12 protein-coding genes and 1 pseudogene are annotated in these 14,679 nt (G+C 71.4%); 5 read left to right on the forward strand and 8 right to left on the reverse strand.

Annotated elements, in window-relative coordinates:
- Positions 1 to 60: 60 nt before the first annotated feature.
- The 3 genes from yidD to Q0863_RS14760 are packed head-to-tail and all read left to right on the forward strand — an operon-like array spanning position 61 to position 2,510.
- Positions 61 to 294, forward strand: a complete 234-nt coding sequence (gene yidD, locus Q0863_RS14750; protein WP_298579998.1) for a membrane protein insertion efficiency factor YidD — start codon at positions 61 to 63, stop codon at positions 292 to 294.
- On the forward strand, positions 295 to 1,641 hold the full coding sequence (locus Q0863_RS14755) for a dihydroorotase (protein WP_298580001.1): 1,347 nt from the start codon (positions 295 to 297) through the stop codon (positions 1,639 to 1,641).
- Positions 1,641 to 2,510: a M23 family metallopeptidase gene (locus Q0863_RS14760; RefSeq protein WP_298580004.1), complete on the forward strand. Its 870-nt coding sequence runs from the start codon at positions 1,641 to 1,643 to the stop codon at positions 2,508 to 2,510. The genes Q0863_RS14755 and Q0863_RS14760 overlap by 1 nt, the downstream gene beginning before the upstream one ends.
- 689 nt (positions 2,511 to 3,199) lie before the next feature.
- Here the strand turns inward: Q0863_RS14760 and Q0863_RS14765 are convergent.
- The 8 genes from Q0863_RS14765 to efp form a co-directional block, all read right to left on the reverse strand.
- Positions 3,200 to 4,150 carry a hypothetical protein gene (locus Q0863_RS14765; protein ID WP_298580007.1) on the reverse strand — a complete coding sequence of 317 codons (951 nt, stop codon included), beginning with the start codon at positions 4,148 to 4,150 and terminating at the stop codon, positions 3,200 to 3,202.
- A 17-nt stretch (positions 4,151 to 4,167) separates the two neighbouring features.
- On the reverse strand, positions 4,168 to 5,841 hold the full coding sequence (locus Q0863_RS14770) for a diguanylate cyclase (RefSeq protein ID WP_298580009.1): 1,674 nt from the start codon (positions 5,839 to 5,841) through the stop codon (positions 4,168 to 4,170).
- 50 nt (positions 5,842 to 5,891) lie between these two features.
- Positions 5,892 to 6,809: a GTP cyclohydrolase FolE2 gene (gene folE2 / locus Q0863_RS14775; protein ID WP_298580011.1), complete on the reverse strand. Its 918-nt coding sequence runs from the start codon at positions 6,807 to 6,809 to the stop codon at positions 5,892 to 5,894.
- A 73-nt stretch (positions 6,810 to 6,882) separates the two neighbouring features.
- On the reverse strand, positions 6,883 to 7,542 hold the full coding sequence (locus Q0863_RS14780; protein ID WP_298580014.1) for a phytoene/squalene synthase family protein: 660 nt from the start codon (positions 7,540 to 7,542) through the stop codon (positions 6,883 to 6,885).
- A gap of 136 nt (positions 7,543 to 7,678) precedes the next feature.
- Positions 7,679 to 8,371: a phosphoglycolate phosphatase gene (gene gph / locus Q0863_RS14785; protein ID WP_298580017.1), complete on the reverse strand. Its 693-nt coding sequence runs from the start codon at positions 8,369 to 8,371 to the stop codon at positions 7,679 to 7,681.
- A gap of 11 nt (positions 8,372 to 8,382) precedes the next feature.
- Positions 8,383 to 9,099, reverse strand: a complete 717-nt coding sequence (gene ubiG, locus Q0863_RS14790) for a bifunctional 2-polyprenyl-6-hydroxyphenol methylase/3-demethylubiquinol 3-O-methyltransferase UbiG (protein WP_298580020.1) — start codon at positions 9,097 to 9,099, stop codon at positions 8,383 to 8,385.
- 121 nt (positions 9,100 to 9,220) lie between these two features.
- Positions 9,221 to 10,564, reverse strand: coding sequence for a TRZ/ATZ family hydrolase (locus Q0863_RS14795; RefSeq protein WP_298580023.1), 1,344 nt, complete (start codon positions 10,562 to 10,564; stop codon positions 9,221 to 9,223).
- Positions 10,565 to 10,853: 289 nt separating this feature from the next.
- A complete protein-coding gene (gene efp / locus Q0863_RS14800) occupies positions 10,854 to 11,420 on the reverse strand; it encodes an elongation factor P (RefSeq protein WP_298580027.1) in 567 nt (188 codons plus the stop codon).
- 86 nt (positions 11,421 to 11,506) lie between these two features.
- Here efp and epmB point away from each other — a divergent pair.
- Positions 11,507 to 12,505, forward strand: a pseudogene (gene epmB, locus Q0863_RS14805) (EF-P beta-lysylation protein EpmB); the annotation flags it as partial.
- A gap of 65 nt (positions 12,506 to 12,570) precedes the next feature.
- Entirely contained in the window at positions 12,571 to 14,661 is a 2,091-nt protein-coding gene (locus Q0863_RS14810; protein WP_298580031.1) for an EAL domain-containing protein, read from the forward strand.
- Positions 14,662 to 14,679: the final 18 nt, after the last annotated feature.

Here is a 14,679-nt window from a genome sequence, read left to right on the forward strand (position 1 = left end):
GGGGTGTTATACCCTGCCCCGGCGGCAGCGGCAACCGCGCCGGAGTTTTCCACCCACGCCGTGATCGATCGCCTCCTCATCGCCCTGCTCCGCGGCTACAAGCGCTTCATCAGCCCCCTGCTGGGCCCGCGCTGCCGCTTCGTGCCCACTTGCTCGGAATACGCGATGGAGGCGATCGGGCGCTTCGGCGTGCTGCGCGGCAGCTGGCTGGCGATCCGACGGGTCGGGCGCTGCCACCCCCTCCACCCGGGCGGCCTGGATCCTGTGCCGCCCAAGACCGATGGAAACGGCTGAATGTCCGACACCCTGATCGTCAACGCCCGCCTGGTCAACGAAGGCCGGGAATTCGAGGGCGACCTGCGCATCGCCGGCGGGCGCATCGCCGCCATCGGCGGCGGCCTGTCCGCGCGCCCGGGCGACACCGTGGTCGATGCGGCGGGCCGGCGCCTGCTGCCGGGCATGATCGACGACCAGGTGCATTTCCGCGAGCCGGGCCTGGAGCACAAGGCCGACATCGCCAGCGAGTCCGCCGCCGCGGTCGCCGGCGGCCTGACCAGCTTCATGGACATGCCCAACACCAGTCCGCCGACCCTGACCGCGGAGGCGCTGGAGGACAAGTACGCGCGCGCCGCCGGCCGCGCCCGCGCCAACTACGGCTTCTATTTCGGCGCCAGCAACGACAACCTCGAGAACGTGCGCGGCATCGATCCGCGCGCCACGCCGGGGCTGAAGGTGTTCATGGGCGCGTCCACCGGCAACATGCTGGTCGACAACCCCGAGACGCTGGACGCGATCTTCCGCGACGCTCCGGTGCCGATCATCACCCACTGCGAGGACACGCCGACGATCGACGCGATCCTCGCCGAGTACCGGGCGAAGTACGGCGACGACATCCCGGCCGCCTGCCACCCGGACATCCGCTCGCGCGAGGCCTGCATCAAGTCCACGCGCCTGGCGCTGGAGCTGGCGCGGCGCCACGACACCCGCCTGCACGTGCTGCACATCTCCACCGCCGACGAGCTGGCGCTGTTCGAGCGCGGCCCGATGATCCGCGCCGACGGCAGCCGCAAGCGCATTACCGCCGAGACCTGCATCCATTTCCTGCGCTTCGACCGCGCCGACTACGCGCGGCTGGGCCACCAGATCAAGTGCAATCCGGCGATCAAGGACGCGAGCGACCGGGCGGCCCTGCTGCAGGCGCTGGCGGACGACGTGATCGACGTGCTCGCCACCGATCACGCGCCGCATACCTGGGAGGAGAAGCAGAATCCCTACGTGCGCGCGCCCAGCGGCCTGCCGCTGGTGCAGTTCGCCCTGGTCGCCGCGCTCGAATGCGTGCACGAAGGCCACTTCGACACCGCGCGTGTGGTGCAGAAGTTCGCCCACGCCCCTGCGCAGCTGTTCGACGTGAAGGAGCGCGGCTTCCTGCGCGAAGGTTTCTTCGCCGACCTGGTGCTGGTCGAGGACACGCCGTTCACCGTCCGGCGCGAGGACGTGCTGTCCAAGTGCGGCTGGTCGCCGTTCGAGGGCACCACGTTCCGGTCGCGGGTCGCCTCGACCTGGGTCAATGGCGCCCTGGCCTGGGATGGCCGGCAGCTGGCCGGCGCGCCGGCCGGCACGCGCCTGGAGTTCGCGCGTTGATGTCGTCCCGCCGCCCGCAGCCGCGGGCGCTCTGGGCACGCCTGGTATTGCTGTGCGGGCTGGCCTGCGCCCTGGCCGCCGGTGCGGCGACCGCCGCCAGCGCCGATGCTCCGGACCAGCGCGTGGTCTTTCCCGCGAGCGTCCCGCAGGGCGCGATGGTGATCGGCAAGGTACCGCCCGGCAGCCGGGTCGAGTACGCCGGCCGCAGCCTGCGCACCACCGGCTACGGCACGGTGGTGTTCGGCGTGGGCCGCGACACCCCTGGCCCGCTGACGGTGCAGGTCACCCGACCCGATGGCAGCAGCGAGCAGGCGCGCGTCGCGGTCGTGCCACGCGACTGGCCGCTGCAGCGCGTGGACGGCGTGCCGCGGAAGACCGTCGATCCTCCGCCGGCCACCGCCGAACGCATCCGCCGCGAGCAGGCGCGCGTGGCCGAGGCACGGCTGCGCGACGATGCGCGCGCCGACTTCGCGCGCCCCTTCGTGCGCCCCGTCGACGGCCGCATCAGCGGGCGCTTCGGGCGCGCACGCGTCTACAACGGCAAGCCGGGCGCGCCGCATTCGGGCATGGACATCGCCGCGGCCAGCGGCACGCCGGTCCGGGCGCCGGCCGCCGGCGTGGTGACCTTCGCCGACACGGACCTCTACCTCACCGGCGGCACCCTGCTGATCGACCACGGCCACGGCATCAGCAGCAATTTCCTGCACCTGTCGCGGATCGACGTGAAGCCGGGCGACCGGGTCGAACAGGGCCAGGTGGTGGCGGCGGTCGGGTCGACCGGGCGGTCGACCGGGCCGCACCTGCATTGGGGGATGAGTTGGTTCGACGTACGCATCGATCCCCAACTGGTCCTGGAACGCAGCGACTGACGGCCAGTTTGTCTGCCGTTCGCGGCGCGTGGCGACGCGTTCTTCAACCTGGCGGCCTGAGGGATGGTCTGGCACGGTTCGACGTGCGCATCGATCCCCAGCTGGTCCTGGAACGCAGCGACTGACGGCCAGGTTGTCTGCCGTTCGCGGCGCGTGGCGACGCGTTCTTCAACCTGGCGGCCTGAGGGATGGTCTGGCGCGGTTCGACGTGCGCATCGATCCCCAACTGGTCCTGGAACGCAGCGACTGACGGCCAGGTTGTCTGCCGTTCGCGGCGCGTGGCGACGCGTTCTTCAACCTGGCGGCCTGAGGGATGGTCTGGCGCGGTTCGACGTACGCATCGATCCCCAACTGGTCCTGGAACGCAGCGACTGACGGCCAGGTTGTCTGCCGTTCGCGGCGCGTGGCGACGCGTTCTTCAACCTGGCGGCCTTGGGGGATGGTCTGGCGCGGTTCGACGTGCGCATCGATCCCCAGCTGGTGCTGGAACGCAGCGACTGACGGCCTGGTGGTTTGCCGTTCGCGGCGCGTGGCGACGCGCTCTTCAACCTGGCGGCCTTGGGGGATCGTCTGGCGCGGTTCGGCGTGGGCATCGATGCCCAGCTGGTCCTGGAACGCAGCGACTGACGGCCAGGTTGTCGGCAGTTCTGGGCGCGTGGCGACGCGTGTATCGGCGTGGTTGGCAGGGATCAGGCTGGCGCGTCGTCGCGTTGCATCAGCCGTCCCAGCAGCCTCATGCTGGGGGAGATGGCAAGGTCCTGCGGCGACACCAGGCGCGGGTTCGGATCGGGGACCACAGTGCCGGGGCGTCCGCCGTGCAATGCGACCACGTCGGTCTCCGCCTCCGCGTGCAGTCCGGTCTGTCCCAGCACCGCGCGACGGGCGGATTCGAGTTCCTGGTCGCTGATCTCGGGAACACCACCGGCCTCGGATTGCAGCATCGGAAGCTGGTCGCCGCGCAGGGCATTGAGCCGCATCCGCGGCGCCTGCAGCCGTTCGCGCCCCGAAGGCTGCAGCAGCGGCCAGATCTCGTCGAACAGCGCCTTCCAGTCGATGTCGGGGAACGGCGCGGTCGCGCGCTCGCCAACCACGATCACCGGCGCCAGGCGGCCCTGCGGCGCCGCCGCGCACTGGGCATAGGCGCGGTACACCAGCTCGCTGCAGACCACGCTGCCGGTCTTGTCCGGCAACGCGTGATCCAGCGCCACGCGGGCCAGCAGCCTGCCCAGACGGTGCTCCGGCCACTTGCCGCGCACGGCCATGATCGCGCCGAACAGGGCGAGCTGGTCGATCGGGTACGGCGTGCCCAGCAGGGAGACGGCCTTGGCCAGCACGTCCGCGATATCGGCCTTATCCAGTGGTGAACCTGTTGGTCCTGCCCAGCGCAGTGCGTCGACGAAGTGGTACTTCACCTTGTTGTCCAGGCGCGCGGCAACCGGGTAGCGACGCACGCCCGAACTCGATGCTTCGATCAGGTCGCCCGCATCGGCCACGATGGCCGCGTGGCTGTAAAGGCTGTCGCTCGCCCAGGCGATCAGTTCCGAGAGCGGGCCATCGCCCCTCATCAGCAGCACGTCGCCGGTGCGCAGTTCCGCCGCAGCCAAGAGGGGTGCCGCTGCATTGTCCGCTTGCAAATCCATGGTGCCGACTCCTTGGGTCAGGTGGTCCAGAGGCCTTCCGGCGGGGAGGCGGCCATGGCGCGGTCGCGTCCTGCCGACTTGCTGGCATACAGCGCCGTGTCGGCGCGCTCGAACAGGCTGGACATCGACTCGCCCGGCATCAGTTCCGCCACCCCGATGCTCAGGGTCGACAGGACGCTGGCACCGGACATCGACAGCGGCCTGCAGTTCACCGCCACCCGCATCCGCTCGGCGATCTGCAGTGCCGAGTCCGCGGCGTGTCCCGGCAGCACGACCAGGAACTCGTCGCCACCGTAGCGCCCCAGCACACCCTCTCGCCCGAGCTGGGTGCGCAGGCGCCAGGACACGATGCGCAGGCACTGGTCGCCCACACTGTGGCCGTGCCGGTCGTTGATTTCCTTGAAGCAGTCCACGTCGACGACAGCGATCGACAACGGGTCCAGGCGGGTGCGCGCCGCCTCGACTTCCTGGAAAAGCCGCTCCTCGATGCCGTGCCGGTTCATGGTCTTGGTCACCGGGTCGATGGAGGCCTGGCGGCTGGCGTGGTCACGGTCGCGCCGCAGCTGCAGCAGCTTGTCCGACAGTCCCAGCGTCAGCAACAGGCTGGCGATGACGAAACTGCCCGCCAGTCCCTGTCCCAGCCAGGTGGGGCCTACCCACAGGTCCATCATCTCGGCCGCGGCGAGGCCGCAGAAGACCATCAGGCCGCTCCACGAGGCCAGCACCACCCGCGCGGCGCGTTCACCGCGCAGCGCAAGCAGGCCGCTGGCCAGCAGCAGCACGCCGGCCGAGAAAAGCAGCGCGAAGTTGCCCGCCAGTGCGAGCACCTTCCAGCTTGCGAACAGCGAGATCGCGGCCGCAACCGCCGCGACGACCGTACTTCCCCGTAGCAGCCGCTCGAACACCGGCGCCTTGCGGCGCAGGTCCAGATAGGCGCTCTGGAACAGGTTGCTGAACACCACGCCCAGGCAGCCGAGGACACGATTGGCCCTGACGTCGCCGAGCACGCCTGCGCCGGGGAGCCAGCGCAGGTCGCCGCTGATCGCCGCCAGGTAACCCACGGCGAAGATCAGCATCGCGCTGAAATACGCATAGCTGCGCTCGCCGGTGCCGCCCCAGAACGCCAGCCCCAGCACAGCCAGCACCGCAAGCGTGGTCAGGACCAGGCTGCGCCACGCGACGAACAGCAGATCCTCGCGATGCACCTGGTCGAGCGGTTCCACCGACAACGGCGACACGTTGCTGGATCGATGATCCACGCGCAGCCACACCGCCTCCCCTGCGGGAATCCCATGGGGCAGGCCGATGACCAGCGCACGGTGCGAGTAGCGGTCGTCGGCGTACTCACCGTAGAGCGCGTGCCGGGTAGGCGCCCTGGCGCCCGGCGCCCAGGCTTCCACCTGGTAATAGCGCGGCGAGCGCATGACCAGCTGCGGCGCACCGGTCGCGGCAATGGGCGCCGCCGCCTCGATCCGCCACCACTGGACCTCGCGCTGGTTCTGCTGGAGGTAGGGCCGGGCCTGGGGGGGCAGCAGCCGGTTGTCGTGGCGGCCGGCGAGGACCTCGGCGGCAGGCGGGTCGTCGCGCAGTTCGCGCACGGTGAGGGTCTGCGCCGCCGCGAACGACGGACACAGGAGCAGCAGGCACAGCAGCCAGCCGCACCATCCCCCACGATGCCGTAGATCCCCCATCGCGCGATCCTAGCCCATCGCGTCGACGGAGTGTGCGACCGCTGGGCCGGTCAGCCGGCCGAACTCACCCTCGCCACCGCGTCGTGCGCGTGCAGGCTCTCGAAATGCGACACGGTCGCGTCGAAACGCTCGACCCGGGCGTCGGCCTGCAGCGCGGCGGCGACCCGGCGCGCGGCGTCCTCGCAGAACATGAGGTTGGCGGCATTGAGCGCCGCGAAGGCCTGCTCGTCTTCGCGCTTGACCGCGGTCTGCACCGGCGTGCCGAGGGCACCCTCGATCGCGTCGACCAGTTCGGCCAGCGGCAGGCGGTCGAAGGCCGGACGCAGGCGCAGGCGGATGTCGGCGCGGCTGCGCTGGGCGTGCGGCGTGGCGGCCAGTCCCCGCGGCGAGGCCAGCCAGTCGTGCACGAGCGTGGCGGACAGCGGCGCGGCGCCGGCGAAGTCCTCGGCGAAACGCTGCGCGTTCAGCTGCCGCGAGAGCGCGGCCGAAGCCGGGCAGGTGCTCGAATATTCGACCGAGAACGCCAGGTCCAGGTCCAGGTGGCCGTCGCCCAGTTCCGCCGCCAGCTCCACCGGATAGGTCTTCCAGCCGCTGTGGCCGCTGGCGAGCGCCGGACGGCGCAGCATGTGGCCGTAGCGGATCACCACCCGCGCACGCGACGACAGGCCCTGCTGCGAATCGATGCAGTCCTGCAGCACCCGGCGCAGCATGGCGTGGCCGGGCAGTTCGCTGGCCAGCGCGTCCTGCAGGCGCAGGTACAGCCGCGACATGTGGATGCCGCGGGCGTCGGGATTGCGCAGGTCCACGGCCACGTCGACCGACGCCGGCACCAGGTGCGTGTCGCCGCCCTCGTCGGCGATGCGCAGCGGCAGGGCGATGCGGTCCATGCCCACCCAGTCGAGCGCACGGGCGGCGCGGGCGGCATCGCCGGCGACGTCGGGCAGGGTCCGGGCGGGGATCTGGGTCACGGGGCGTCCAGCAGCGGGAAAGGCGACAGTTTAACGGTCCGGCGCTCGCCGCCCGCGCAACGCTGCGTTGCCGCTAGCCGCGGCGGGCGGCGCGCCAGCCGGAAAACAGCAGCCGCAGCGTGGCCGGGCGGATGCGCGATTGTCCCCTCGCCTGCCGGCGCAAGTGCTCGCGCAGGGCGACCTGCTGCAGGCGCCGCGGCCGGCTCAGGCCCGCAGGCGCGTCCGCACGCGGTCCGGGAGCCGGCGCAGGCCCACCCTGCACCAGGGCGCGCATGGCCTGCAGGTCCTCGACCACGGCCGCAAGCGCCGGCGCATCCGTGGCGGAGGCACCGAACAGCGCCGCCTCGCAGGCCAGCACGGCCGAGCCGAACGCCTGCAGCCCACGCGCCTCGTCGCCTCCGCCGCCGGGCGTGCGGGTGGCCGGCAGCGAGGCCAGCGCGCGTCCCAGCGTCTCCCAGGGCGCGGAAAGCCGCTGCAGCGCCAGGCCCAGCGGATGCCGGCGCGCACCCCGGCTCCAGCCCACGAGTTCTTCCTGCCACCAGGCCAGTTTTGCGAGTCCGGGCGCGGGTTCCGCGCCCGCCCAGGCCGCATCGCCCAGCTCCTGCAGCAGGGTGAACCAGGCCGCCGCGGGGGCGCGCTGCGGCGCAGGCAGGAACACGGCGAGCAGCTCCCATTCGGGCCAGCGGGCGCGCCACTTGCCGAGGAAGCTGTCGAGCGAATCGGGATCGTTCATCGCGCCATTGTAGAAGCGCACCTGCGCCAGGGCGGCGGTGCGCCCGGCCCGGCAGCGTGCGAAGGGGCGAGCTCACACCCGGAAGACGCGTCGGCCGGCGACGCGGTCGCGCATGCCCGCGCGAGCCTCGTCGACGCTAGGAAAGTACCGGCCAGGCCGCGGGATCGAGCAGCGCTTCGGGCGCGTGGATCATCGCGTCGCCCTGCCAGGCCACCGGATCGTCGTCGTCGAGCCGGTAGCCCCACAGCGCGACGACCGAGGCCATGCCCGCGGCGCGCGCCGCGTCGATGTCGCGACGGTCGTCGCCCACGTAGGCGCAGGCAGAGGGCGCGATGCCGATCGCCTGCGCCGCGTGCAGCAGCGGCAACGGATGCGGCTTGCGCTCGGCCAGCGAATCACCGCCGACCAGCACGGCGCTGCGCCGGTCCCAGCCCAGCATCGGCAGCAGGTCGCGCGCCAGGCGTTCGGGCTTGTTGGTGACGATGCCCCAGCGCACGCCATCGGCCTCCAGCGCCGCCAGCATCGCCTCGATGCCGTCGAAGGGCCGGCCGTGGCGGCCCAGCTCCTCGCCGTAGATCGCCAGGAACTCGGGGACCAGCCCGGGCACGTCTTCCGGCGGCACGTCTGGAAACGCGGCCGCCGACATCGCCCGCGCGCCGCGCGAGACGTGCGGGCGGATCGCCTCGAGCACCATCGGCGCCCTGCCCCGCGCCTGGCGCATGCGGTTGACCGTGGCGAGCATGTCCGGCGCACTGTCGAGCAGGGTGCCGTCGAGGTCGAACAGGACGCCGCGCGGGAAGCGGCGCGATGGATCGGGGGGACCTGGCATGGACGCGGCGGTCAGGGCTTCAGCGCGCAGGCCAGGTAGTTCACGTCCGTGCGCGACACCACCCGCGCCGAATTGCGCCACGGCTCGTACATCAGGCCGCTGACGTCCTCCAGCTCGAGGCCCGCCGCGCGCAGCCAGCCGGCCAGCTCGGAGGGGCGGATGAACTCGCTGTAGCGGTGGGTTCCCGCCGGCAGCAGCCGCGCGATGTATTCGGCACCGACGATCGCCAGCGCGAACGCCGCCGGCGTGCGGTTGATGGTGGAGACGAACAGGCGCCCGCCCGGACGCAGCAGGGTCGCGCAGGCGGCCAGGATCGCGGCCGGGTCCGGGACGTGCTCGAGCATCTCCATGCAGGCGATGGCGTCGTAGCTGCCCGGCTCGGCGCTGGCCAGCGCTTCGACCGCCTGCACCCGGTAGTCGACCTTCACGCCCGATTCGAGCGCATGCAGCCGCGCCACCTTCACCAGCTCCGGCGCCAGGTCGATCGCGGTGACCTCGGCGCCCGCCCTGGCCATCGCCTCGCTGAGCAGGCCGCCGCCGCAGCCCACGTCCAGCACCCGTGCGCCGGCCAGCCGCGCGCGCGCGGTCATGTAGCCCAGGCGCGCGGGGTTGAGCGCGTGCAGCGGCTTCTGCGGACCATCCGGATCCCACCAGCGGTTGGCGAGCGCGGCGAAGCGGTCGAGTTCGGCCTGGTGGAAGTTGGAGGCGGGGGCGGATGCACTGCTCATGTCATCGATCTCGATGGGGTGTCGCTCCGGCGCAGGCCGGACGTCGACGGTGGTTCGGATCCCGGCGCAGGCTCCTTGGCGGACCCTGCGCCGGGACGGGCACGCCATGCGGCGCGCCGGTTCAGCTGATGCGGATCCCGGCGATCCGCTCCCGCCACTGCCGCGCATTGGCGACGATCGCGGCGGCGTCCATGTCCACCAGCTGGCGCCCGCGCAGCTTCGCGCGTCCGGCGATCCAGACATCGTCCACCTGGTGGCGGCCGGTCGCATAGACCAGCTGCGAGACCACGTGGTGCAGCGGCTGGGTTTCCAGTGCAGACAGGTCGACGCAGGCCAGGTCGGCCTGCTTGCCCGGCTCGATCGAGCCGACCAGGTGGTCGAAGCCGATGGCCCTGGCGCCGCCCAGGGTCGCTGCGCGCAGCGCGCTGAACGCGTCCAGCGCCGCGGCGTCGTCGGCGACGGCCTTGGCCAGCAGCGCGGCGGTGCGGGTTTCGCCGAACATGTCCAGGTCGTTGTTGCTGGCCACGCCGTCGGTGCCGATCGCCAGGGTCACCCCGGCGCGCTCCAGCGCGCAGGCCGGGCAGAAGCCCGATGCCAGCTTGAGGTTGGACTCGGGACAATGCACCACGCCCACGCCGCGCTCGGCGCACAGGTGGATCTCGGCCTCGGTCAGCTGGGTCATGTGCACCGCGATCAGCCGGTCGTTGACCAGCCCCAGCCGGTCCAGGCGCGCGATCGGGCGCTGGCCATGGTCCTTCAGCGACTGCTCGACCTCCTGCGCTGTCTCGTGCAGGTGCAGGTGCACGGGCACGTCGAGCTGGTCGGCGAGCATGCGCACGCGTTCGAAATTGGCGTCGTTGACGGTGTACGGCGCATGCGGCGCAAACGCGGTGGCGACCAGCGGATCGTCGCGCCACTGGTCGTGGACCGCACCGGCCTTGTCGAAATACTCGTCGTCGCTGCCGGCCCAGGCGGTGGGGAAATCGATCACCGGCAGGCCGACGCGCGCACGGAAACCGTGCCTGCGGTAGGTCGCGGCCTGCACGTCGGGGAAGAAGTAGTTCTCGTTGACGCAGGTCACGCCGCCGCGCAGCAGTTCGGCGATCGCCAGGGTCACGCCGTCCTCGACGAAGGCCGGACTCATCACCGCGCCCTCGATCGGCCAGATGTGCTGCTGCAGCCACACCTTGAGCGGCAGGTCGTCGGCGATCCCGCGCAGCAGGGTCATCGGATTGTGGGTGTGGGCGTTGACCAGGCCGGGAATCAGCGCGGCATCCGGGCGCGACACGGTCTCGCGCGCGGCAAAGCGCCTGCGCGCCTCGGCGGTCGGCAGCACGGCCACGATGACGCCGTCGCGCACGGCGACCGCATGGTCCTCGAGCACCACCGCATGCGGCTCGACCGGCACCACGAAGCCGGCTTCGATCAGCAGGTCGCAGGTCTGGGGAGGGGATGATTCGGTCATGCCCCACATTCTGACAGGTCGGATTGGACAGCGCGTTGACGATGGGCGCTTGCGGCTGCGGCCGCGCACCGTCGCGGCGCGAACGCCGGCGGCCGTGCATCGGTCGATCATCGCCGTGCACCGCACGCGCGGGCGGTGCCGGGGGAGACTCCGCGCCAGCGACCGCAACCACCCGGGCATTGCGCGCCGGGCGGCGCTGGCGCAGGGATCACGACGACGACTGATCGAAGACAGGATCCGGGCCCTTGGCCCGGGAAGATGCGGGCCGCGACGGCGCGCGGCCCCTGCCTTACTTGACGCGGCTGACGTACTCGCCCGAACGGGTGTCGACCTTGATCACTTCCTCCTGGCCGACAAACAGCGGCACGCGCACCACCGCACCGGTTTCCAGGGTGGCCGGCTTGCCGCCGCCGCCCGAGGTGTCGCCGCGCACGCCCGGGTCGGTCTCGGTGATCTTGAGTTCGACGAAGTTCGGCGGCGTCACCATGATCGGCGTGCCGTTCCAGAGCGTCACCACGCAGGTTTCCTCGCCCTTGAGCCACTTCTCCGCCCCGCCCATGCCGGCCTTGTCCGACTGCACCTGCTCGAAGCTCTCCGGATTCATGAAGTGCCAGTACTCGCCGTCGCTGTACAGGTACTGCATGTCGGTGTCGACGACGTCGGCCGCTTCGACCGAGTCGGTCGACTTCATGGTGATTTCCTGCACCCGGCCGGACTTGATCAGCCGATAGCGCACGCGGGTGAAGGCCTGGCCCTTGCCGGGCTTGACGTAATCGGTCTCGGTGATGATCGCCGGTTCGTTGTTGACCAGGATCTTCTGGCCGTTCTTCACGTCGTTCATGCCCAAACTGGCCATGGGGTCTCCTGCTTGGCCGCGCGTGGGCGGCTAGAATGATGGGATCGGGACACCCGGCGGCGCCGGGCAAGGAATACGGACCGCTCATGATAACTGCTGCCCCCACCCGGCTGCAGCCGCAGGGCTGGCAACAGGCATGGCGCGAGGCCATCCGCGACCCGCGCGAGCTGCTCGCGCTGCTTGGCCTGGATGGCGTGGTGCCCGCCTCCGAGGCCGCGACCGAGGCGTTCGCGCTGCGCGTGCCGCGCGGATTCGTGGGCCGGATGCGGCACGGCGACCCGCACGACCCGCTGCTGCGCCAGGTGCTGCCGCTGGACGAGGAGCTGCGTCCGGTGCCCGGCTTCGACCTGGATGCGGTGGGTGACGCGCAGGCCGGCGCCGGCCAGGGCGTGATCCGCAAGTACGCCGGGCGTGCCCTGCTGGTGGCCACCGGCAGCTGCGCGGTGCACTGCCGCTACTGCTTCCGTCGACACTTCCCCTACGCCGAGCAGAGCGCGGCGGCGGGCGGCTGGCAGGGCGCGGTCGAGGCGATCGCGGCAGACCCGTCGCTGCACGAGGTGATCCTGTCCGGCGGCGATCCGCTGTCGCTGGCCACGCCGAAGCTGGCCGAACTCACCGCCGCGCTGGCCGGCATCGCCCACGTGCGCCGGCTACGCATCCACACCCGTCTGCCGGTCGTGCTGCCTGAACGGGTGGACGCCGCGCTGGTGGACTGGATCGCGGCGCTGCCCTGGCCGGTGGCCGTGGTGGTGCACGCCAACCACGCACGGGAATTCGACGCCGAGGTGGATGCCGCGATGGCCCGCCTGCGTGCGGCCGGCGCGCTGCTGCTCAACCAGGCGGTGCTGCTGCGCGGCGTGAACGACAGCCTCGACGCCCAGGCCGCGCTGCACGAGCGCAGCTTCGCCGCCGGCGTGCTGCCCTACTACCTGCACCAGCTCGACCGCGTCGCCGGTGCCGCCCATTTCGAAGTCGACGACGCGGCGGCCCTGGCCCTGCATGCGGCGATGCGTGACCGGCTGCCCGGTTACCTGCTGCCGCGGCTGGTGCGCGAAGTGGCGGGCGATGCATCCAAGCGGCCGCTGCTGCCCGCGGCCATGGACGCCGGCGGACGGCCATGGCATAACGCCCCACACGGGGGAGAGAACGCATGTCGATGAAGTCGGACAACGCCCTGCGCCTGCTGATCGTCGACGATCGGGTCGAGGACGCCGAGGCGCTGGTCAGCGGACTGCGCAATGCCGGGATCGCGGTCCGGCCGGTACGCGCGGCCAGCGCCGACGAGCTCTCCGCGGCGCTCGCCGGCCCGGCCGACCTCGTACTGGCCGCCCTGTCCTCGCAGGCGCTGCCCTTCGCCGAGGCCGTGCAGCTGGTCACGGGCTGCGGCAAGGACCTGCCGGTGGTGGCCATCGCCGACCAGCTCGACGAGGCCCAGTACGACGCCGCGCTGACCGTCGGCGCGCGCGCGGTGGCGGTCAGGCACCGTCCGCAGCAGGTGCTGTCGCAGGTGCAGAACGAATGGGCCGACCTCGACGCGCGGCGCGCGCAGCGCCGGCTCGAATCGCGGGTCCGCGAGACCGAGCGCCGCTGCGACGCGCTGATCGAGTCCTCGCGCGACCCGATCGCCTACATCCACGAAGGCATGCACATCCGCGCCAACGCCGCCTACCTGGAGATGTTCGGCTACGAGGACTTCGAGGACATCGAGGGCATGTCGCTGCTGGACATGGTCGCGCCGCAGCACGTGGAAGGCTTCAAGCAGCTGCTCAAGTCGATGGCCAAGGGCGACGCGCCGCCGCCGCGCTACGAGCTCGAGGCGCGCGACCTGGAGGGCAACGCCTTCCCCGCCTCGATGGAGTTCACCCAGGCCCAGTACGAAGGCGAGGCCTGCCTGCAGGTGGTGTTCCGCCGCCAGGAGTTCGATCCCGAGCTCGCCCAGGAGCTGGAGGAGCTGCGCAAGCGCGACCAGGTCACCGGCCTGCTCAACCGACCGACCTTCCTGCGCTCGCTGGAGGACGCGGTCGACGATGCCGGCCAGAACAACGGCCAGCACGGCCTGCTCATGCTCGAGCCGGACCACTACCACCGGCTGCTGCAGGAAATCGGCCTGGAGTCCGCCGACGCGCTGCTGGCCTCGATCGGCCAGCGCCTGCAGGCGCTGCTGCAGCAGGACGACCTGGGCGGCCGCGCGATCGCCGCGCGTTTCTCCGAGCACACCCTCGCGGTGCTGCTGCGCGACAGCGACTATGCGGCCACCTGCGCGCTCGCCGAGCGGATCCTGGCCGCGTTCTCGGCCGACGTGTTCCAGATCGGCGCGCGTTCGAGCGTGATCACCCCGAGCATCGGCGGCGTGCAGATCGGCGAGAAGATCGCCAGCGTCTCGCAGGTGCTGGCCAGGGCGACACAGGGCATGGAGTCGTCCAGCGGCGTGGGCGGCAACCGCTTCGAGATCTTCGATCCGGCCGCGGTCGACCGCGCCGAGGAAGAGCACGTCCAGGCCTGGGTGGCACGCCTGCGCGATGCCCTGGACAACGATCGCTTCGTGCTGCACTACCAGCCGATCATCAACCTGCAGGGCGACACCGGCGCCACCTACGAGGCGCTGATGCGCCTGGATCCGGGCGACGGCCAGCTGATCGCGCCGACCAGTTTCCTGCAGATCGCCGAGGACCATGCCCTGCTCGGTGAAATCGACCGCGCGGTGCTGGGGCAGGCGATCACCGCGATCGGCCAGCGCATCGCATCCAACCGGCCCACGACCCTGCTGGTCAAGGTCAGCCAGGCGGCGCTGGACGATCCGGGTCTGGCCGAGTTCGTCGGCCAGCAGCTGCAGGCGCACGGCGTGCCGGGCGAGTACCTGGTGCTGCAGCTGCCCGAGGCCAAGGTGTTCACCCACCTCAAGGCGACCCAGGCCTTCGCCGATGCGATCGGGCGCTTCGATTGCCGCCTGTCGCTGGAACAGTTCGGCATGGGCCTGGATTCGTTCCAGCTGCTGGCCCACCTCAAGCCGAACCTGCTCAAGGTCGACCGCAGCTTCATCGAGGACCTGCCGCGCAGCGCGGACAACCAGGCGCGGGTGCGCGAGATCGCCAACCGCGCGCGGGAACTGGGCATCCGCACCATCGCCGAACACGTGCAGGACGCGGCCAGCATGTCGATCCTGTTCTCCTCGGGCGTCGACTACGTGCAGGGCTACTTCCTGGCCACGCCTGGCCCGGCGATGAACTACGACTTCGAGTGACTCACGGGGGCCGGCGCC

Source organism: uncultured Luteimonas sp. (assembly GCF_947492465.1).
Lineage (GTDB): Bacteria > Pseudomonadota > Gammaproteobacteria > Xanthomonadales > Xanthomonadaceae > Luteimonas.